General features: G+C 71.6%; 17 protein-coding genes and 1 pseudogene. 8 read left to right on the plus strand and 10 right to left on the minus strand.

Annotation, left to right across the window (positions count from 1 at the left end; translation table 11 throughout):
* Nucleotides 1-39 precede the first annotated feature (39 nt).
* The gene (locus ACX28W_RS20535; RefSeq protein WP_459000446.1) at nucleotides 40-795 is read right to left on the minus strand and encodes a VOC family protein; all 756 of its coding nucleotides are present in this window, start codon (nucleotides 793-795) and stop codon (nucleotides 40-42) included.
* Between the two features lie 246 nt (nucleotides 796-1,041).
* Here ACX28W_RS20535 and ACX28W_RS20540 point away from each other — a divergent pair, with 246 nt between their 5' ends.
* Nucleotides 1,042-1,677, plus strand: a complete 636-nt coding sequence (locus ACX28W_RS20540; RefSeq protein ID WP_459000505.1) for a TetR family transcriptional regulator — start codon at nucleotides 1,042-1,044, stop codon at nucleotides 1,675-1,677.
* Between the two features lie 88 nt (nucleotides 1,678-1,765).
* Here ACX28W_RS20540 and ACX28W_RS20545 read toward each other — a convergent pair whose 3' ends face one another.
* Together ACX28W_RS20545 and ACX28W_RS20550 are read right to left on the minus strand one after the other, a co-directional pair.
* On the minus strand, nucleotides 1,766-2,284 hold the full coding sequence (locus ACX28W_RS20545; protein ID WP_459000447.1) for a nitroreductase family deazaflavin-dependent oxidoreductase: 519 nt from the start codon (nucleotides 2,282-2,284) through the stop codon (nucleotides 1,766-1,768).
* Nucleotides 2,284-3,477, minus strand: coding sequence for an acyl-CoA dehydrogenase family protein (locus tag ACX28W_RS20550; RefSeq protein WP_459000448.1), 1,194 nt, complete (start codon nucleotides 3,475-3,477; stop codon nucleotides 2,284-2,286). The genes ACX28W_RS20545 and ACX28W_RS20550 overlap by 1 nt, the downstream gene beginning before the upstream one ends.
* Nucleotides 3,478-3,599: 122 nt before the next feature.
* Here ACX28W_RS20550 and ACX28W_RS20555 point away from each other — a divergent pair, with 122 nt between their 5' ends.
* Nucleotides 3,600-4,769: a thiolase C-terminal domain-containing protein gene (locus tag ACX28W_RS20555; RefSeq protein ID WP_459000449.1), complete on the plus strand. Its 1,170-nt coding sequence runs from the start codon at nucleotides 3,600-3,602 to the stop codon at nucleotides 4,767-4,769.
* A gap of 100 nt (nucleotides 4,770-4,869) precedes the next feature.
* Nucleotides 4,870-5,535 (plus strand): pyridoxine/pyridoxamine 5'-phosphate oxidase, encoded by a 666-nt coding sequence (locus ACX28W_RS20560; protein WP_459000450.1) that lies wholly within the window; start codon nucleotides 4,870-4,872, stop codon nucleotides 5,533-5,535.
* A gap of 83 nt (nucleotides 5,536-5,618) precedes the next feature.
* Here the strand turns inward: ACX28W_RS20560 and ACX28W_RS20565 are convergent, their stop codons facing one another.
* From ACX28W_RS20565 to ACX28W_RS20575, 3 genes are read right to left on the minus strand one after another with little or no spacing between them, the layout of a single operon-like run.
* Nucleotides 5,619-6,257: a GNAT family N-acetyltransferase gene (locus ACX28W_RS20565; protein WP_459000451.1), complete on the minus strand. Its 639-nt coding sequence runs from the start codon at nucleotides 6,255-6,257 to the stop codon at nucleotides 5,619-5,621.
* 47 nt (nucleotides 6,258-6,304) lie between these two features.
* Nucleotides 6,305-6,739, minus strand: a complete 435-nt coding sequence (locus ACX28W_RS20570; RefSeq protein ID WP_459000452.1) for a Zn-ribbon domain-containing OB-fold protein — start codon at nucleotides 6,737-6,739, stop codon at nucleotides 6,305-6,307.
* Nucleotides 6,740-6,786: 47 nt separating this feature from the next.
* Nucleotides 6,787-7,239: a DoxX family protein gene (locus ACX28W_RS20575; RefSeq protein ID WP_459000453.1), complete on the minus strand. Its 453-nt coding sequence runs from the start codon at nucleotides 7,237-7,239 to the stop codon at nucleotides 6,787-6,789.
* A gap of 222 nt (nucleotides 7,240-7,461) precedes the next feature.
* Here ACX28W_RS20575 and ACX28W_RS20580 point away from each other — a divergent pair, with 222 nt between their 5' ends.
* The 4 genes from ACX28W_RS20580 to ACX28W_RS20595 all read left to right on the plus strand — a co-directional run bounded on the left by ACX28W_RS20580 (nucleotide 7,462) and on the right by ACX28W_RS20595 (nucleotide 13,004).
* Nucleotides 7,462-8,667 carry a flavin-containing monooxygenase gene (locus tag ACX28W_RS20580; protein WP_459000454.1) on the plus strand — a complete coding sequence of 402 codons (1,206 nt, stop codon included), beginning with the start codon at nucleotides 7,462-7,464 and terminating at the stop codon, nucleotides 8,665-8,667.
* 427 nt (nucleotides 8,668-9,094) lie between these two features.
* Nucleotides 9,095-11,320: an acetate--CoA ligase family protein gene (locus ACX28W_RS20585; protein ID WP_459000455.1), complete on the plus strand. Its 2,226-nt coding sequence runs from the start codon at nucleotides 9,095-9,097 to the stop codon at nucleotides 11,318-11,320.
* 58 nt (nucleotides 11,321-11,378) lie between these two features.
* Nucleotides 11,379-12,212 (plus strand): enoyl-CoA hydratase/isomerase family protein, encoded by an 834-nt coding sequence (locus ACX28W_RS20590; protein ID WP_459000456.1) that lies wholly within the window; start codon nucleotides 11,379-11,381, stop codon nucleotides 12,210-12,212.
* Between the two features lie 171 nt (nucleotides 12,213-12,383).
* Complete coding sequence (locus ACX28W_RS20595) at nucleotides 12,384-13,004, plus strand: flavin reductase family protein (protein ID WP_459000457.1); 621 nt, start codon at nucleotides 12,384-12,386, stop codon at nucleotides 13,002-13,004.
* A 40-nt stretch (nucleotides 13,005-13,044) separates the two neighbouring features.
* Here the strand turns inward: ACX28W_RS20595 and ACX28W_RS20600 are convergent, their stop codons facing one another.
* A complete protein-coding gene (locus ACX28W_RS20600) occupies nucleotides 13,045-14,373 on the minus strand; it encodes an MFS transporter (protein WP_459000458.1) in 1,329 nt (442 codons plus the stop codon).
* Nucleotides 14,374-14,555: 182 nt separating this feature from the next.
* Between ACX28W_RS20600 and ACX28W_RS20605 the strand changes: the two genes are divergently transcribed.
* Nucleotides 14,556-15,554: a GlxA family transcriptional regulator gene (locus tag ACX28W_RS20605; RefSeq protein WP_459000506.1), complete on the plus strand. Its 999-nt coding sequence runs from the start codon at nucleotides 14,556-14,558 to the stop codon at nucleotides 15,552-15,554.
* 33 nt (nucleotides 15,555-15,587) lie between these two features.
* Here the strand turns inward: ACX28W_RS20605 and ACX28W_RS20610 are convergent.
* The 3 genes and pseudogenes from ACX28W_RS20610 to ACX28W_RS20620 form a co-directional block, all read right to left on the minus strand.
* A pseudogene (locus ACX28W_RS20610) lies at nucleotides 15,588-16,733 on the minus strand (MFS transporter); the annotation flags it as partial.
* A 269-nt stretch (nucleotides 16,734-17,002) separates the two neighbouring features.
* Nucleotides 17,003-18,052: a Zn-dependent alcohol dehydrogenase gene (locus ACX28W_RS20615; RefSeq protein ID WP_459000508.1), complete on the minus strand. Its 1,050-nt coding sequence runs from the start codon at nucleotides 18,050-18,052 to the stop codon at nucleotides 17,003-17,005.
* Between the two features lie 32 nt (nucleotides 18,053-18,084).
* Nucleotides 18,085-19,230: an acyl-CoA dehydrogenase family protein gene (locus ACX28W_RS20620; protein ID WP_459000459.1), complete on the minus strand. Its 1,146-nt coding sequence runs from the start codon at nucleotides 19,228-19,230 to the stop codon at nucleotides 18,085-18,087.
* Nucleotides 19,231-19,252: the final 22 nt, after the last annotated feature.

Below are 19,252 nucleotides of genomic sequence, written 5' to 3' on the forward strand. Positions count from 1 at the left end.
CGAGACCCCCGACGGCATCCCCTCACCGGCTACGACGACTCACCGCTGAAGTACGGCGAACGACGCCCCTTGATTGTCCGTGACAACAGCCGCTCTTCCGTACGAGGTGTCGAAGGGAGGCACCTGGACCCGGCCGCCGAGCCGGTTCACCGTCCCGAGTACCGCGTCGCAGTCCTCGACACCGAAGTGGACGACGAAGTGCGGCGGCATTTCGGCCGGGAAGACGTCGGAGACCGTTGCGCGGCCGAAGTCGGGGGAGGCTTCGGGGCCGAAGAGGACGTCGTGGAAGAGGGTGCCGTAGAACTGGTCGACGGCCGCCGTGTCCCGCGCGTACAGCTCGGCCCAGCAGAAGGAGCCCGGCTCGTGCCGCTTGCCGAAGCCGGGGTGGGTACCGGCCTGCCAGAGGCCGAAGACGGCGCCCTCGGGGTCCGCCGCGAGAACCGCCGTGCCGAAGGAGCCGACCTGGGTGGGCGCAGTGATCACCTGTCCGCCCGCCACCCCGATCGCGCGCGCCAGTGCGGCGGCGTCCGGGGTCGCGAAGTACACCGTCCAGACGGTGGGCATCCGACCGTCCCGCTTGGGGACGAGTGCGGCGACGGGCTCACCGTGATGACGCGCCCATACGGACGAGCCGTGTCCCTCGTGCCCGTCGTCGACGCCGGGCTCCTCCGCGAACCCTTCGCCGAAGGTCCAGCCGAAGAGCTCACCGTAGAAGCGCTTGCCCGCGGCCACGTCGGGCAGCTGCGCGTCGACCCAGCACGGAACACCTTCGCGGAAAACGGCTGAATCGGCCATGCGGCCAAGTTAACGTTCCCGCACGCATCCCGCAGAGCAGCCGTACCGCGCGCACCACTCGCCGCAGCACTGCCGCACCACTCGCCGCAGCACTCGCCGCACCACTGCCGCACCACTCCCCGTAGCACGCCTCACACCCCCCGTAGCACGCCTCACAACCCCCGCCGGACAGCCGCGCACCCCATTTGCAGTCGGCCGAATCGCGCTCCGATCACCCCTCGGTAAGCTGACGGCATGACAGGACAAGTGCGTACCGTCGACGGCCGCGTGGCCGGACGGCGTGGGCAGGCGACCAGGCAGAAGCTGCTCGACTGCCTCAGCGAGATGCTCAGCTCCTCGCCTTACCGGGACGTCAAAGTCATTGATGTCGCCCGGAAGGCGGGCACTTCACCGGCGACTTTTTACCAGTACTTTCCGGACGTCGAGGGCGCCGTCCTGGAGATCGCCGAGCAAATGGCCGCGGAGGGCGCCGGGTTGACCCAGTTGCTCGAAGGGCGATCATGGGTCGGCAAGGCCGGCTGGCAGACCGCGCAGGAACTCGTCGACGGATTCCTGGAGTTCTGGCGGAAGAACGACGCGATCCTGCGCGTCGTGGACCTGGGCGCCGCCGAGGGCGACAAGCGGTTCTACAAGATTCGCATGAAGATCCTGAACTCGGTGAACAACTCCCTTACGGACACGGTCATCGAGCTCCAGTCCAAGGGCAAGATCGACAAGGACGTGAACCCCGCGGCGATGGCCGGTTCCCTCGTCGCGATGCTCGCGGCGGTGGCCTCGCACCAGAAGGGCTTCCAGACCTGGGGCGTCAAGCAGGCTGAACTCAAGCCCAATCTTGCCCTGTTGGTTTACCTCGGCGTGACCGGCAAGAAGCCGACGAAGTAGCCCGCGCTTATTTCTCCTGCCCCAGTCTCTTGCCCCCACTCCTGTCATGCGCGCGGCAGTCCACCGGTGTGGACTGCCGCCCGCTGCGCTATGCGGGCCGGCGGCGTCGCACGATCCGGAACAGCCGGATCTCCCGGTCGATCCGCGCCTGGTACGTGGCGTACGGCGGCCAGAACGCCAGCACCGCCTTCCACGCCGCGTCCCGCTCCTCCCCTTCAAGAAGATGAGCGGTTACGGCGATGTCCTCGCCCTTCCAGCTGACCTCGGCGTCCGGATGCGCGAGGAGATTGGCGGTCCAGGCCGGGTGATCGGCGCGGCCGAAGTTGGAGCCGATAAGGATCCAGCTCGCCACCGCCGCGTCGCCGGACTCCCCCGGGCCCTCGGGCATGCAGGCCAGCGGAGTACGCCGTACCAGCCCGCTGCGGGCGCCGCGTGCGGTGAGGACCACCCCCGGCAGCATCTGTGCGCTGAGCAGCACCTTGCCGCGGGTCAGCCGGTGCACGACGCGGTCGAGGGCGGGAATGAGGTGCGGGGCGATCCGTGCGAAGGTCCGGGTCGAGGACACCTTCTGCACCAGCCGGACTCCGGGGACCGTTCCTCGGGCCATCAGACCGCCACCTCCTCAGTGCCGGTGTCGAAGAGCCGCGCCGCGTCGGCCGCGTACGCCCGCAGCCGGTGCACCGGCCCGAAGAGCAGTTCGTCGCCGGACGCCCGCTTGAAGTACAGATGGGCCTCGTGTTCCCAGGTGAAGCCGATGCCGCCGTGCAGCTGGATGCCCTCGGACGCGGCCGCCCGCAGCGCCTCCAGGGCCTGGGCGAGCGCGAGTCCGCCCACTCGCTCACCACCCGTACCGCTCGCCCACGCCGCGTAGTACGCCGCCGAGCGCGCCGCCTGCACGCCCACATAGACATCCGCCAGCCGATGCTTCACCGCCTGGAAGGATCCGATCGCCCGCCCGAACTGCTCCCGCTGCCGTACGTATGCGACGGTCCGCTCCAGCGCGCGGTCGGCGGCGCCCACAGCCTCCGTGGCGAGTACGGCGGCGGCCGTGTCCCCGACGGCGGCGAGCGCACCGAACACGTCACCGTCCTCCCGTCCCAGCAACTCGGCCTCCACATCTCGTAGTTGAATCCGTGCCTGCGTCCGCGTCTCGTCCAACGACGTCTGCCGCACCCGTACGAGACCCGCTGCGCCCTCCGCCACGAGGAACAGCAGCGTCCGCGACCGGGTGAAGCCGCCCGTGTGCGCCGCCGCCACGAGAAGACCCGCGCTGTGTCCGTCGAGCACCTGCTCCACCTGCCCGTACAACCGCCATCCGTCCCCGTCCCGCCTGGCCTGTACGCCACCGGCGCGACCGCCGCCCGCCCAGTCGCCGTGGTTGTCGCCGACCAGGCCGAGGGTGGTGGCGAGCTCGGCGCCGGGGACGGCGAGGGCCGCGGTGAGGGCACCGGACGCGATCCGGGGCAGCAGGTCGGCGCGCTGGGTGTCGGTGCCGAGGGCGAGAAGCAGCGGGGCGGCGAGTACGGCCGTGGAGAGGAGCGGCGAGGGGGCGAGGAAGCGGCCCGACTCCTCGCAGGCGAGGGCGAGTTCGGTGGCCGAGCAGCCGACACCGCCGTACGTCTCGGGGAGGGCGAGCCCCGGCAGTCCGAGCTGGTGCGCGAGCGCGTCCCACAGTCCGGGATCATGTCCGGTGGGGGTCCGTGCGGCGGCCCGCAGCTCCTCCGGACCGCAGCGCTTGAGCAGCAACTCCCGCAGGGTGCGGCGGATCTCGTCCTGTTCGGCGGTGAGGCGGGCATCCATGGGCGGGGCTCCTCCCGATCTGACGGTCCGTCATATTAGAGCGCGCGAAGGAGCAGATGCCCAGGGCGGCGCACGGGACGTTCACGCACCCCGTTCTCCTCATCTGATGTACCGTCAGATTCATGACTTCAGGGAGCCGGAAAGTCGCCGTGGTCGGCATATCCCTCTCCGACTGCGGCCGGGTGGACGACGCGACCCCCTACGCCCTGCACGCCCAGGCCGCCCGCCGCGCACTGGCGGACGCGGGCCTCGACCGGGCGCTGGTCGACGGCTTCGCGTCGGCGGGCCTCGGCACGCTGCCCCCGGTCGAGGTGGCCGAGTACCTGGGCCTGCGCCCCACCTGGGTCGACTCCACCTCCGTCGGCGGCGCCACCTGGGAGGTCATGGCGGCCCACGCGGCGGACGCGATCGCGGCCGGCCGCGCGAACGCCGTACTCCTCGTGTACGGCTCGACGGCCCGCGCGGACATCAAGGCGGGCCGCCGCACCGGCAACCTGTCCTTCGGCGCCCGGGGACCACTCCAGTTCGAGGTCCCGTACGGCCACACGCTGATCGCCAAGTACGCGATGGCCGCGCGCCGCCACATGCACCAGTACGGCACGACGCTCGAACAGCTCGCCTCGGTCGCGGTCCAGGCCCGCGCGAACGCCGCGGCGAACCCGGACGCGATGTTCCGCGACCCGATCACGGTCGACGACGTCCTGTCCGGCCCGATGATCGCCGACCCCTTCACCAAGCTGCACTGCTGCATCCGCTCCGACGGCGGCGCGGCGGTCCTGCTGGCGGCCGAGGAGTACGTACGGGACTGCCGGACCGCCCCCGTCTGGGTCCTCGGCACCGGAGAGCACGTCTCCCACGCCACCATGTCCGAGTGGGACGACTTCACGGTGTCCCCGGCGGCGGTCAGCGGACGGATCGCCTTCGAGCGGGCGGGGGTGCGGCCGGACGACATCGACGTCGCCGAGATCTATGACGCCTTCACCTACATGACGCTGGTGACGCTGGAGGATCTGGGCTTCTGCGCGAAGGGTGAGGGCGGAGCATTCGTGGAGAAGGGGCGGCTGCTGGTGGGCGGGGAGCTGCCGGTGAACACCGACGGCGGCGGCCTTTCGGCCCAGCACCCAGGCATGCGGGGGCTGTTCCTTCTCGTGGAAGCGGTTCGGCAGCTGCGCGGGGAGGCGGGCGAGCGGCAGGTACACAGGGCCGACGGCGCCCCGCCCGCGCTCGCCGTGGCCTCCGGTACGGGGGGCTGGTTCTGCTCGTCGGGAACGGTGATCCTGGGGCGCGGGTAGGAGCCCGCGGTCCCGTCATACGGGGTGTCGCCGCTCAACGCGTACGTGGCGAAGTGAGCGGGGGCGGTCCGTCCACCGTCTCCCGAGCAATACTCGGCCCATGGAACCGGATCTTCATGAGCTGCTCAGGTCGCTGCGTGTGTGGGACCCCGACGTCACGGAACTGCCGCCCTTCGAGCCGGACGAGGCACCCGAGGAGCCGCTGACGCTCTTCGTGCGCTGGTTCGCGGAGGTGGTGGCGGCCGGGCAGACCGAGCCGCACACGGTGGCACTGGCGACGGCGGACGAGGACGGGCTCCCGGACGTCCGGACGGTGATGCTGCACGGCGCCGACGCGAACGGCTGGTCGTTCGCGTCACACGCCACGAGCCGCAAGGGAAGGCAACTGGGCGCCCGCCCCTACGCGGCCCTCGGCTTCTACTGGCCCGCGCAGGGCCGCCAGATCCGCCTCCGTGGCCCCGTCACCGCCGCGTCGGCAGCTCAGAGCCAGGCCGACCTGCACGCCCGTTCCACGGGCGCGCTCGCCGCCGCTCTGGTGGGCCACCAAAGCGATGTCCTGCCCTCGTACGAGGAGTTGGATCGCGCGTCGGACGCGGCGTGGGACCGGGCCCAGCGGGAGCCGGACGCCCAGGCCCCGACCTGGACCCTGTACCAACTCCACCCGGAAGAAGTCGAGTTCTTCCAGGGAGACGCACGGCGCCGACACGTTCGCCTCACCTACCGGCGCGTGGACGATGACTGGATCAAGGAGCTGTTGTGGCCGTGACGCCGGCCACGAAGTCGTACGTCGCGAAGTCGGCGACGGGGCGATAACCGAGGCGCCGGTAGAGGCCGTGCCGCGCCTCCGCTTCACGGCTGGACGTCGCCCTCGGCTTCCTTCGCCGGTGTCGGAAACGTCGGCGCCGGATCCGTGGCGAGCCGTGCGTGCAGATGCACGTCCCGGAACGCGTCGTACCGCCCCGCCTCGAACATCGCCCCCCGCAGCGTCCCCTCGTACCGGAACCCGCAGCGTTCGGCGATCCGGCAGGACGCGTCGTGGTCGAGGGCGTGGCCGAGTTCGAGACGGTGCAGCCGGATGGCACCGAAGGCGTAGCGGGCGGCCAGAGCGAGTGCGCGACCGGCCACCTGGCGGCCGCGGGCCTCGGGCAGGACCCAGTAGCCGACGCGGGCGACGCGCATGACGTGGTCGATCTCTTGGATGCCTATGTGGCCGAGCGTCGTTCCACCGACCGCGTCCGTGACGCAGAGGAAGACGCCGGTGCCGTCGGCGACGCTCTCGGCGCGCGAGCGGAGTGACTCGCGGGCGCCGTCGATGTCCCGGACGATCCGGAGTGGGGTGTTCCAGCGCTGGAACTCCGGGTCGGACAGCCCGCGCAGCCACGCCTCGACGTCGGCGTCGGACTCCGCGTCCCAGAGACGCAGCCGCAGGCCGTACCCCTCCAGCACGGGGAAGGGGTGGGATTGGGGCTGCTCGTCGACGTCGGCCATCCAGCCATTGAAACCCGCCCGCACACCCGCATCACACCCGGGGCTCCTTAGGGCCTGTCCGGCGGATCATGCCGGAGACGCGGGGAGGTGGGCCGGGGCCGGAAAACCGGCACTCCCGCACGGAAGGCGGCCTCCAGTTCCCTCCCGATCCGCAGCTCGCTCTCCGCGCATTCCACCACCTCGGTCATCATCCGCGGGCCCTCCGCGAGGTCGACGACCGCGGCGACGTACGGCACCCGCTCGCCGAACGGCGGGAGGTCGTTGCGGTGGACGACGGACCAGGTGTAGAGCGTGGCGTGGCCGCTCGCGGGACGCCAGCTCACGTCCTCGCTCCAGCAGTGGGGGCAGAACTCGCGGGGGTAGTGGTGGGACCGCCCGCAGGCCGCGCAGTGGCGCAGCAGCAACCGCCCCGCCGCGGCCGCGTCCCAGTACGGCCGGGTGAAGGCGTCCACCTCGGGTACGTCGAACCGCGCACCGCTCACGAGACCAGCCCCTTCACTCGAACAACCCCCTCACGCGAACAGCCCCCTCATGAGAACCATCCGATCGCGCTGTCCAGCGACCACGTCTGCCACGCCATCCCGAACAGCCCGACGGCCGAGATCAGCGCCATCATCGCGTTCTGCCCCTGCTCGGCCCAGTCGTGGATCATGAGGACGAGGTAGAGGAGATTGAGGAGCAGCCCGCCCACCAGGGCAACCGGGGTCAACAGGCCGACCACCAGCCCCAGCCCCACCGCCAGCTCCGCGTACACGACGACATACGCCATCGCCCGCGGGCGCGGCGCGACGACCGCCTCGAAACCGGACCGCACCGCGTTCCACCGGTGTTTGGCCGCGACGTCCGCCGCCCACGCGATCCCGGTCCCCCGCTCGAACCAGCCCTTCTTGTCCTTGTGCCGCCAGCTCTCCAGCCACCACAGCCCGAGCCCGATCCGGAGCACGGCCAGCCATTCCGCCCCGCCGAGCCAGATCGTGTCCATGCGCTCCATGCGCTCCCCTGCCGTCGCCGGGATCTGACGGTATGTCAGTTCAGCGTACGGAGAAGGTCCGCGCAAGAGGCGTGCGCCCTCACACCCCTCCACCACAACCAAGTGACCTACGCCACCGATCCCACCCACTCCCCCCACAGCCGTGATCCGTTCGCAACCGATTCCGGTCTTGACCGAGACCTATCAAGCGAGGACGTGATTACGCTCGCGCTCATGGCCGACTCGACTGCTCCCTCGACGCCCCGCCCGGTGCCGTCCCACGAAGACCGCCCCGTGTACGTGATCGGCGGCGGCCCCGGCGGCCTCGCGGCGGCGTACGCACTGCGTGCCCAGGGCGTACGGGCCGTCGTACTGGAGAAGTCCGACCAGGTCGGGGCATCCTGGCGCCGCCACTACGACCGGCTGCACCTGCACACCACCCGGCGGCTGTCCGCCCTCCCGGGCCTCGCGATACCGCGCTCCTTCGGCCGCTGGGTGTCGCGGGACAACGTGGTGCGCTATCTGGAGAAGTACGCCGAGCACCACCAGCTGGAGATCGTGACGGGCGTGGAGGTCTCGCGCATCGAGCCCGCCCCGGGCGGCGACGGCTGGCTGCTGCGTGCCAGCGGCGGCCGGGAGCTGACCGGCAGCGCGGTGGTCGTCGCCACCGGCTTCAACCACACGCCCCACCTCCCCGACTGGGCCGACCGCGACACGTTCACAGGTGAACTCCTGCACGCCGCCCACTACCGCAACCCCGCCCCCTACACCGGCCGTGACGTCCTCGTCGTCGGCGTCGGCAACACGGGAGCCGAAATCGCCGTGGACCTGATCGAGGGCGGCGCCGCGCGCGTGCGCCTCGCGGTCCGCACGGCGCCGCACATCGTGCGCCGCTCGACGGCGGGCTGGCCCGCCCAGCTCACCGGCATCCTGTGCCGCAGGCTGCCGGTCGGCCTCGTCGACCGGCTGGCCGGGCCGATGGCCAAGCTGAGCGTGCCGGACCTGTCGGCGCAGGGACTGCCCCGCCCCGACACCGGGCTCTACTCCCGCGTCAACGAGGGCTCGATTCCCGTCCAGGACGTCGGCCTCATCGACGCCGTCCACAAGGGACGGCTCGAGATCGTGGCCGCGGTGGACGGTTTCGAGGAGGGCAAGGTCGTCCTCGCCGACGGGAAGCGGATCGGGCCGGACGTCGTGATCGCCGCGACGGGGTACCGGCGCGCCCTGGAGGGCCTCGTCGGACACCTCGGCGTCCTCGACGGCCGGGGACGCCCGGTCGTGCACGGCGCCCGCACGCCGAAGAACACACCCGGCCTCTACTTCACCGGCTTCACCAACCCCATCAGCGGCATGTTCCGCGAACTGGCCCTCGACGCCGAGAAGATCGCGAAGGCGGTCGCCCGCTCCGCGCCCCGCAAACCTTCACCGACCGCCCACTGAACCAGCCACACACACCTCCCCACACACCTCCCCGGACCCGCGAGGCACGCCCGAGTCACGCCCCGAGGCACGCCCCAAGTCACTCCGACGCTTTCCGGTCGGGCGTGTCCCGGTCCGACACGCGCCCCCGTCCGACACGCGTCCCCGTCCGACACGCGTCCCCGTCCGACACGCGTTCCGGTCCGACACGCGTCCCCGTCCGACACGCGTTCCGGTCCGACACGTGGCGGGTACGAACCAGGTGCCCGCCACGCGCCTTCGCGCACCCGGCCATCCGACCAATCCCCCTCCGGGCGCACAGTCACGGTCGCCCGCGCACCTGATTGCTTGCACAACAATGCCTGCACGACGGTTCCTGACGACGCGTCAGTTAAGTAATCTGACACTGCGTCAGTTAATTGGCTGTCACACAGGAGCGGGCGGACCGATGCTTGGATCAACCCACGGCACCCTCACCACCGACTCCCGCCGGGCCCGGGTCATCGCCTGCGGCGAGCAGCCCTCACCGGTCGTGCACGGCAGGCCGGCCGAGCCGGACGACCTGGACGTCAGCGGCCGTCCGCTGTACGCCGGCGTACCCGATCTGGACCGCCTCTTCCGCCCCGAGTCCGTGGCCGTCATCGGCGCCTCGGACGCCGAGGGGCGGCCGAACACCGGCATCACCCGACAGCTGATCGCCTGGGCCGAACGCGTCGGTGCCCGGCTGCACCCGGTTCACCCCAGCCGTCAGTCCGTCTTCGGCATCCCCTGCTCCCCTTCCGTCGCGGACCTGCCCGAGCAGGTCGACCTCGCCGTGCTTCTCGTCGGCGACCCCCTCCCCCTGATCGGGGAACTGGCCGAGGCCAAGGTGAAGTTCGCCGTCGCCTTCGCCTCCGGGTTCGCCGAGACCGGCACCGAGGGCGCGGCCGCGCAGGCCCGGCTCGCCACCGCCGTCCGCCGCTCCGGCCTCCGGCTGCTCGGACCCAACACCAACCTCAACGCCTTCGAGAAGTTCCGCGACGATCTCGACGGCCCCGCGATCGCCCTCATCACCCAGTCCGGGCACCAGGGACGGCCGGTGTTCGCGATGCAGGAACTCGGCGTGCGGCTCTCCCACTGGGCGCCCACCGGCAACGAGGCCGACCTCGAGACCGCCGACTTCATCTCCTACTTCTCCGAGCGTCCCGAGGTCGGCGCCATCGCCTGCTATGTCGAGGGCCTCAAGGACGGCCGCTCCTTTCTGCTCGCCGCCGACCGCGCCGCCCGCCGCGGGGTACCCGTCGTCGCCGTCAAGGTCGGCCGCACCGAGACCGGCGCCCGCACCGCCGCCTCACATACCGGCAAACTGACCGGCGCCGACACGGTGGTGGACGCCGCGATGCGGCAGTACGGCGTGATCCGGGTCGACGGGCTGGACGAACTTGAGGACACCGCCGCCCTGTTGGCCCGCGCCCGTCCCCCTCGGGCCGACGGGGTCGTCGTCTATTCGATCTCGGGCGGCACGGGCGCGCACTTCTCGGACCTGGCGACCGAGGCGGGGCTGTCCCTGCCCGCCCTGTCCGCCGCCAAGCAGGCCGAGCTGCATCAGTGGATACCCCCGTACCTGAGCGTGGCCAATCCCGTCGACAACGGCGGGCACCCGGTCGGCGACTGGCGCGGCCGGAAGATCATCGACGCGCTCCTCGCCGACCCGGAGGTCGGGGTGCTGATCTGCCCGATCACCGGGCCCTTTCCGCCCATGAGTGACAAGCTCGCACAGGATCTGGTGGACGCAGCGGAGCAGACGGACAAGCTGGTGTGCGTGGTGTGGGGATCTCCGGTCGGCACGGAGGCCGCGTACCGCGAGACGCTGCTCGGGTCGTCGCGGGTGGCCACCTTCCGTACGTTCGCCAACTGCATCACGGCTGTGCGTGCCTACCTGGAGCACCATCGGTTCGTCGCCGCCTACCGCTCGCCCTTCGACGAGGCGCCGCGCACCCCCTCGCCGTCCTTCCGCAAGGCGCAGGCGCTGATGCGGCCCGGGCAGCAGCTGAGCGAGCACGCGGCGAAGCAGCTGCTGCGGGCGTACGGGATCCGGGTGCCGCGCGAGCAGTTGGTGACCAGCGCGGCGGCCTCCGTGCGCGCGGCCGGTCTCGTCGGCTACCCGGTGGTCATGAAGGCCTCCGGCGCGCAGATCGCCCACAAGACCGAACTCGGCCTGGTGAAGATCGGGCTGACCTCCGCCAGCCAGGTCAGGGACGCCTATCGCGAGCTGACCGACATCGCGCGCTACGAGGGGATCTCGCTCGACGGGGTGCTGGTGTGCCAGATGGTCGAGCGGGGTGTCGAGATGGTCGTGGGTGTCACGCACGACGAGCTCTTCGGGCCGACCGTGACCGTGGGGCTCGGCGGCGTCCTCGTCGAGGTGCTGCGGGACGCGGCCGTCCGCGTGCCGCCCTTCGGTGAGGACCAGGCGCGGGGGATGCTCCGCGAGCTGCGGGGGCGGGCGCTCCTCGACGGCGTGCGCGGGGCTCCGCCCGTGGACGTGGACGCACTGGTCGAGGTCGTGATCCGGGTGCAGCGGATGGCGCTCGAACTCGGGGACGACATCGCGGAGCTCGACATCAATCCGCTGATGGTGCTGCCCAGGGGGCAGGGGGCGGTGGCGCTGGACGCGCTGGTGGTGTGCCACTGAGCAGCCAGGCCTCCTCCGCAAGAGGCTCAGCCATCCCCGTACGAAACGGAGCACCCCCATGTCCGACTCCCCCCGTGAATCACATACATCTGCCGATAATTCCCTCGACTCATTGATACTTCACGCCACTGACAACGCCGTCTCGTGGATCACCCTCAACCGGCCCGAGACGTTGAACGCCCTCACCTGGGACCAGCGGGAACGCGTGATCGCGCTGCTCGCGGACGCGTCCGCCGACCCTGCCGTACGGGCCGTCGTGATCACGGCGACGGGCCGCGGCTTCTGTGCGGGCGCGGACCTGCGCGGCGGGCCGCCGGCCGGAGAACGGCTGTCCGGCGACGTCGCCCGCACCATCCGCCGCGGCGCCCAGCGCCTGATCGCCGCCGTCCTCGACTGCGAGAAACCGGTGATCGCGGCGGTCAACGGCACGGCGGCCGGGATCGGCGCGCACCTCGCGTTCGCCTGCGACCTCGTACTGGCCGCCGAACCGGCCAGGTTCATCGAGGTGTTCGTGCGCCGCGGTCTCGTCCCGGACGGCGGCGGTGCCTATCTGCTCCCCCGTCTCGTCGGCCCGCAGCGCGCCAAGGAGCTGATGTTCTTCGGCGACGCCCTGACGGCCGCCGACGCGGAGCGGATCGGGCTCGTCAACAGGGTCGTACCGCCGGAGGAGTTGGACAAGACCGCCCGCGAATGGGCCGAGCGCCTGGCCACCGGCCCGACCCGTGCCCTCGCCCTCACCAAGCAGCTGGTCAACGCCTCCCTCGACTCCGACCGCGCCACCGCCTTCACCGCCGAGGCGGCCGCGCAGGAGATCAACATGACGACGGCGGACGCCACCGAGGGCGTCACAAGCTTCGCGGAGCGGCGGAGCCCCCAGTACCGGGGCCGCTGAGTCCGCACCTGCGCCGGGGCGCCGAGTCAGTCCCGCTTCAGGGTGCGCAGATTCACCCAGTCGTCGGCCGCGCGGTGCCCGCCGCCGCGCGAAGGTACGCGCGGCGGCGGGGTTCGTACCGGCCCCCACCCCTTCCTATCTGACACCCCGTCAGCTTCAATGGTCGATGTGATGGGACACGCAGGAATGGCGGCTGCCGCCGTCCGTTATCTCAGGTCGGCCGGGGCCCCCACCGTCGCGGGGCCCGTCGAGGCGTTGCCGCGCCCCGAGCTGCGCGCGGTCGGTGACGACGAGCGGGCGCCGGTCGATCAGGCCGAATTCCGGCGGGTGTTGGGGAACTTCGCGACCGGCGTGACCGTGGTCACCGCTCCTGCCGCCGAGGCCGCCGACGGCCCGGCCGGCTTCGCCTGTCAGTCCTTCGCCTCCCTCTCGCTCGACCCCCCGCTGATCTGCTTCATGGTCGGCCGTACGTCGACGACCTGGCCGCGGATCGCCCGCGCGGGCGTCTTCTGCGTCAACATCCTGGCGGCGCACCAGGGCGAGCTGTGCCGCGGGTTCGCGGTGAGCGGGGCGGACAAGTTCGCCGGGGTCGGGTACGACGCGGCGCCCGTCTCCGGCTCCCCCCGCCTCGCGGGCGCCGCCGCCTGGATCGACTGCACGATCCAGGCGGTGCACACGGGCGGCGACCATCTGATCGTGGTCGGCCGGGTGGACGCGCTCGGCGCGAGCGACGCCGACGTGGCGCCGCTGCTGTTCCACAAGGGACGGTTCGCCCAGGGGAGCCGGCAGTAGGCGGTCGGCCGGCAGTCCGGGTCCTGATACGGATCCGCCCTCAGGCGGCCGCCGTCGGCACCGGCGCCGACATCGCCCGAACCGGCCGTCGCCGGATCACCAGCGCCATCAGCGCCGCCGCCGCGCACAGCGCGCCCGAGGCGTACCAGACCAAGTCGTACGAGCCGAACGTGTCCCGCGCGACGCCGCCGAGGAACGCGACGAGCGCGGCGCCGACCTGGTGGGAGGCGAGGACCCAGCCGAAGACGATCGCGCTGTCCTCGCCGTACTGCTCACGGCACAGGGCCAGCGTGGGCGGGACCGTGGCGACCCAGTCGAGGCCGTAGAAGACGATGAAGAAGATCATCGGGGGGCGCACGGTCGGGGCCAGGAGCATGGGGAGGAAGAGGAGCGAGATACCGCGCAGGGCGTAGTAGACCGCAAGCAGACGTCGCGGTTCGAAGCGGTCGGTGAACCAGCCGGAGGCGATGGTGCCGACCACGTCGAAGACGCCGATGACCGCGAGCAGCGAGGCCGCCGCCGTGATCGGCATCTCATGGTCGTGGGCCGCGGGCACGAAGTGCGTCTGGATCAGACCGTTCGTCGAGGCGCCGCAGATCGCGAAGGTACCGGCCAGCAGCCAGAAGGGGCCGGTGCGGACCGCGGAGAGAAGGACGGTCACGGCACGCCGGGCCGCACCCGGCACCGGCGCGGGTTTCGCCACGAACTCCTCGGACCCGTACGGCTTCTGGCCCACGTCCGCCGGATGGTCCCGCAGCAGCAGCCATACGAAGGGGACGACCGCGAGCGCCGCGAGGGACACCGTCACCGCCGCCGGGCGCCAGTCGTGCTCCGTGACGATCCAGGAGAGCAGCGGCAGGAAGATCAGCTGGCCGGAGGCCGAGGCCGCCGTCAGGATGCCCGTGACCAGGCCCTTCCGTGCCGTGAACCAGCGGTTGGTGACCGTCGCCGCGAAGGCCAGGGCCATCGAACCGGAGCCCAGGCCCACCAGCAGCCCCCAGCAGAGCAGCAACTGCCAGACCGCCGTCATCCACACCGTCAGGCCCGAGCCGAGCGCGATCACCACGAGGGCGACCGCGACCACGCGCCGGATGCCGAACCGGTCCATCAACGCGGCCGCGAAGGGCGCCGTCAGTCCGTACAACGCGAGGTTGATCGACACCGCCGCGCCGATCGTGCCGCGCGACCAGTGGAACTCCTGGTGCAGCGGGTCGATCAGCAGTCCCGGCAGCGAACGGAAGGCCGCCGCCCCGATGATCGTCACGAAGGTGACGGCGGCGACGAACCACGCGCGGTGGATGCGGTGAGCGGAGGGGCGAGTGGGTCGGGGTTCCTGTGCGGCGGTGGCGGTTTCGGTTGTCTGGGTCACGACATAGAGCTTCAGGCCTGCGTTCTCCACGAACGAGTGGCCCGAAGGACAGCATTCGTTAGAATCGGGCCATGGCCGCACAGCAGGCACGGCAGCAGGCACACCAACGGGCACAGCAGCAGGCTCCCTCGCAGGGCGCACGCCCCAGGCATCGCGTCGTCGTCCTCGCCCTCGACGGGCTGATGCCGTTCGAGCTCGGCATACCGCAGCGCATCTTCGGCAAGGCCGGGGACGCGGACGAACGCAAGCTCTACGACGTCGTCACCTGCTCGATCCGGTCACCGGGCCCCGTCGAGACGGACGCCGACTTCGCCGTCCTCGTGGCGAACGGACCGGAGGCCCTCGCCACCGCCGACACCGTCGTCATCCCCACCTCTTACGAGCTCGGCCCGGTCTACGACGAGGGCGTCCTGACCCCCGAACTGGACGCCGCCCTCGCCCACATCCGCCCCGGCACCCGCCTCGTCTCCATCTGCACCGGCGGATACGTCCTCGCCGCCGCCGGATACCTCGACGGCCGCCGGGCCACCACGCACTGGATGCACGCGGAACACTTCCAGCGGCTGTTCCCGAAGGTCGAGGTCGACGCCGATGTGCTCTTCGTCGACGACGGCGACGTGCTCACCTCGGCGGGCGTCGCCGCCGGGATCGACCTGTGCCTCCATCTCGTACGCCGCGATCACGGCACCGCCGTCGCCAACGAGGTGGCCCGCCGCACCGTCGTACCGCCGCACCGCGACGGCGGCCAGGCCCAGTACATCCAGCGGCCCGTGCCACAGCCGCAGGCGGCGACCACGACCACCGCCCGTGCGTGGGCGCTGGGACGCCTCGACGAGCCGATCCAGCTGCGCGACCTGGCCGAACAGGAGTCCCTGTCCGTACGCACCTTCACGCGCCGCTTCCGCGAGGAGGTCGGCGTCAGCCCCGGGCAGTGGCTCACTCAGCAGCGCGTCGAACGGGCCCGGCACCTGCTGGAGTCCAGCGACCTGTCGATCGACCAGGTGGCGCGGGACGCCGGCTTCGGGACGGCCCAGTCGATGCGACAGCACCTACAGGCGGCGGTCGGGGTCACCCCCACCGCATATCGACGCACCTTCCGGTCCGGGAACGTCGGCGGGATCGGTGACACCCGACTCGACACCGCTCCGCTCGACAACGCTCCCCTCGACACCGTCAGTTGACCCCACCCCGCCCCCGAGCCTCGTTCCACCACCGCGCTCGCCCAGGGCGCCCACAAAGGTGAGCAGCAGGGTGAGTCCGACGCCGGCCAGGATCGCGGTCGAGGGCGCGACGAAGTGGAGCAGGGCGCCCGCGAGGGAGCCCGTCGCGGCGTAACCCGCGCCCACCGCCGCGTACATCACGGAGTACCCCGCCGCCAGCGCGCTCGGCGGGAGCATCTCGCGCAGCGACAGATTGCGGGTGAGCATCGCGCCCGCCTGCAGAACGCCCGCGACCACGAGCGCGGCCGCCATCCAGACGAGGCCCGGTATCAGCGCGACCAGCGCCAGGCACGCCGCGAGGCCGCAGGTCAGCACCACGCTGCGGGTGCTCAGTCGCCCCGGCCAGGAGCGCAGCCCGTACAGGAACGCGCCCACCGCCGCGCCCAGCGACAGCCCCGTGAGCAGCGGGCCCGCCCAGCCGACGCCTATCGCACGCTGTTCGAGGAGGGCGGGCAGGACGAGTTCGGCCAAAGCGAGCAGCGAGAGACCTGCCGCGCCCATGACGTACGCCGGCCATGCCCTGGCCAGGATGCGCGGCATCGACTCGCCGGCCCGGTCCGCCTCGTCCGCGTGCCAGCCCGCGGGCAGCAGCCACAGGCCCGCGACGGACGATGCCATCAGGGCGGCGGCAAGCAGCAGCGGGACCCTGGGGGCGACGCCGAGCGCCAGGCCGGTGACCGCCGCCGGGGTCAGGGACCATATGCCGAAGGTCAGCATCGACTCGGTGGACAGCGCCTGGGCGACGGCCCGCTTCGGGACCAGGCTGGTGAGCAGGGCGCGGAGCCCTCCGGGGGCCGCCGCGGGGGCGGCGCCGGCCAGTGCGGCGAACGCCGCGAGGATCGCCGGGTGCGCCTGCGGTAACGCGCCCAGGCCCGCGAAGCCGACCGAGCCCGCCGCGAGGCCGACGGCCAGGTGGGGGCGGGCTCGGTCCGGGCGCAGGCGCGTGCCGAGGAGGGGGGCGCCGGCGATCTCGCCGATCACGTACGCCGCCGCCAGGGCCGCGCCCAGCGAGTAGCCGCCGGGGCGCTCGCGGACCAGGAAGACCAGAGCCAGGGGGGCCATGGCGACCGGCATACGGGCGGCGATGGCCACGGTGGCCCAGGCCAGGACCTGTTTGGACGCGACGTCTCGGTAGCTCATGCCACGACGTTAGGGGACGCCGCCGACAGTGGCCCACGGGATTTCCTGGCCTGTGGATAACTTCGGGTGGCGGTGCGTATGCGGGTGCCGTGGGGGGATTTCGCCCCCGCCGCCCCTACCCGTCCCATCCCCGGGGGCTCCGCCCCCGGACCCCCGCTTCGCCCGAAGGGCTCGTCCTCAAACGCCGGACGGGCTGATGGTGCAGGCCTGGGCTGAAAGGTTGCCGACTGCACTGAAAGATCCCGCTTCTCAACTGAGAGATCCCGTTTCTAAAACGTCAGCACCGCCCTCGCCACCCTCCCCTCCCTCGCGTCCTGCACCGCCTTGTCGAAGTCCTCGATCGGATAGGTCTCCGTCACCAACTCGTCCAGCAGCAACCGCCCCTCCCGGTACAACTCCGCGTAGAGCGCGATGTCCCGCTGGGGGCGGGAGGAGCCGTAGCGGCAGCCCAGGATGGACTTGTCGAGGTACATCGACGAGACGAGGAAGGACGCCTCGGCGGTCGCCGGGGGTACGCCGAGGAGCACCGCCTGGCCGTGCCGTCCCAGCAGGTCGATGGCCTGGCGGATGAGTTCGACGCGGCCGACGCACTCGAAGGCGTGGTCCGCGCCCGCGGGGAGGATGTCCGGCACGGCCTCCGTAGAGGTGAGGAAGTGCGTCGCGCCGAACCGGCGGGCCATGGACTCCTTCGCGGGGTTGGAGTCGACCGCGACGATCTTCAGGGCGCCCGCGATCCGGGCGCCCTGGATGACGTTGAGCCCGATTCCGCCCGTGCCGATGACAAGGACGCTGTCGCCCCGGTCCACTCGCGCGCGGTTCAGCACCGCCCCCACGCCCGTCAGCACACCGCATCCGATCAGCGCGGCGGACGGCAGCGGGATGTCCTGGGGAATCGGGACCGCCTGGACGGCCTTCACCAACGTCCGTTCCGCGAAGGCCGAGTTGGACGCGAACTGGTACAGCGGTTGCCCGCCCCGCGCGAACGGCTGCTGCGGCATCCCGATCGCCTTTCGGCACATCGTCGGCCGTCCCCGGTCGCACTCGGCGCACGCACCGCAGCTGGCGAGCGTGGACAGCGACACATGGTCCCCTGGCCGGACGTGGGTGACGCCCGCGCCCACCGCCTCGACGACCCCCGCGCCCTCATGGCCCAGCACCACGGGAACGGGAAAAGGTATGGTCCCGTCCACCACGGAGAGGTCGCTGTGGCAGAGTCCGGCCGCGGAGATCGCGACCCGCACCTCGCCGGGTCCGGGATCCCGTATCTCCAAGTCGTCCACGACCTGGGTCCGCTTCCCGTCGAAGATCACGCCTCGCATCGCGTCCCGCATCACGCCACTCATCGCGTCACTCAGCCTTTCGGTTCTCTCGGCAGGCCGAGCACGCGCTCGGCGATGATGGTGCGCTGGATCTCGTCCGAGCCGCCGTAGATGGTGTCGGCCCGGCTGAACAGGAACAGGTGCTGGAACGCGTCGAGTTCGTACGGTGACGTCGGCGACCAGTCCACGGGCCCGGTCGCGGCTTCGGGACCCCGTATCTGCACCGCGAGTTCGCCGAGCCGTTGGTGCCAGCGGCCCCACAGCAGCTTGGCGACGCTGGGAGCGCCCGCGTCGCCACAACCACCCAGTGTCCGCAGGGCGTTCCAGCGCATCGCGCGGAGCTCGGCCCACTGGCGTACGAGGCGGTCGCGTACGACGGGATCGGCGACCGCGCCGTTCGCGACGGCCGTCTCCACCACCTGCCCCAACTCCTCCGCGAACCCGATCTGTTGGGCCAGCGTGGAGACGCCGCGCTCGTAGCCGAGGAGGCTCATGGCCACGCGCCAGCCGTTTCCCTCGCCGCCGACGACGTGCTCGGCGCGCGCCCGGGCTCCGTCGAAGAAGACCTCGTTGAACTCGCTCGTACCGGTGAGCTGGCGGATCGGACGGACCTCGACGCGGCCCGGCTGGTCCATCGGGAGGAGGAGGAAGGACAGACCGTGGTGGCGGGTCGACTCCGGTCGCGTCCGGGCCAGGACGAAGCACCAGTGCGCGTCGCGGGCGAGGGAGGTCCAGATCTTCTGGCCGGTGACGCGGTACGTGTCTCCCTCCAGCAGCGCGGTGGTGCGCAGGCCCGCCAGGTCCGAGCCCGCGCCGGGCTCGCTGTAGCCCTGGCACCAGAGTTCCTCGCCGCGAGCGATGGGGGGCAGGAAGCGGGCCTTCTGTTCCGGTGTCCCGTGCGCGATGAGGGTGGGGGCCAGCAGGTTCTCGCCGATGTGGCCCGAGCGGGCGGGCGCCTTCGAACGGGCGTACTCCTCGGCCCAGACGACCTGTTGGGTCAGGCTCGCCCGCCGGTTCCCGTACCCGTCCTCACTCCACCCGAGGCCGATCCAGCCTCCGCGGCCCAGCTCCCGCTCCCAGTCCTGCCGGGCCCCCGGGCCATCATCGAGATGCGCCGTCAGCCAGTCCCGCGCCGCTCGCCGGAAGACCTCGTCCTCGGCATCGAATCCGAACTCCACGCGCTTCCCCTCCCGACCTGCC

This window comes from Streptomyces sp. SD15 (genome assembly GCF_054462255.1).

Excerpts from the sequence above, each read along its gene's own strand:
- ACX28W_RS20550 (WP_459000448.1), bottom strand. The coding sequence starts at position 3,477 with ATGGATGCCCGCCTCACCGCCGAACAGGACGAGATCCGCCGCACCCTG.
- ACX28W_RS20535 (WP_459000446.1), bottom strand. The coding sequence starts at position 795 with ATGGCCGATTCAGCCGTTTTCCGCGAAGGTGTTCCGTGCTGGGTCGAC.
- ACX28W_RS20590 (WP_459000456.1), top strand. The coding sequence starts at position 11,379 with ATGTCCGACTCCCCCCGTGAATCACATACATCTGCCGATAATTCCCTC.
- ACX28W_RS20565 (WP_459000451.1), bottom strand. The coding sequence starts at position 6,257 with ATGGCCGACGTCGACGAGCAGCCCCAATCCCACCCCTTCCCCGTGCTG.
- ACX28W_RS20545 (WP_459000447.1), bottom strand. The coding sequence starts at position 2,284 with ATGGCCCGAGGAACGGTCCCCGGAGTCCGGCTGGTGCAGAAGGTGTCC.
- ACX28W_RS20575 (WP_459000453.1), bottom strand. The coding sequence starts at position 7,239 with ATGGACACGATCTGGCTCGGCGGGGCGGAATGGCTGGCCGTGCTCCGG.
- ACX28W_RS20555 (WP_459000449.1), top strand. The coding sequence starts at position 3,600 with ATGACTTCAGGGAGCCGGAAAGTCGCCGTGGTCGGCATATCCCTCTCC.
- ACX28W_RS20615 (WP_459000508.1), bottom strand. The coding sequence starts at position 18,052 with ATGCGAGGCGTGATCTTCGACGGGAAGCGGACCCAGGTCGTGGACGAC.
- ACX28W_RS20595 (WP_459000457.1), top strand. The coding sequence starts at position 12,384 with ATGGGACACGCAGGAATGGCGGCTGCCGCCGTCCGTTATCTCAGGTCG.
- ACX28W_RS20605 (WP_459000506.1), top strand. The coding sequence starts at position 14,556 with ATGCCGTTCGAGCTCGGCATACCGCAGCGCATCTTCGGCAAGGCCGGG.
- ACX28W_RS20560 (WP_459000450.1), top strand. The coding sequence starts at position 4,870 with ATGGAACCGGATCTTCATGAGCTGCTCAGGTCGCTGCGTGTGTGGGAC.
- ACX28W_RS20585 (WP_459000455.1), top strand. The coding sequence starts at position 9,095 with ATGCTTGGATCAACCCACGGCACCCTCACCACCGACTCCCGCCGGGCC.
- ACX28W_RS20580 (WP_459000454.1), top strand. The coding sequence starts at position 7,462 with ATGGCCGACTCGACTGCTCCCTCGACGCCCCGCCCGGTGCCGTCCCAC.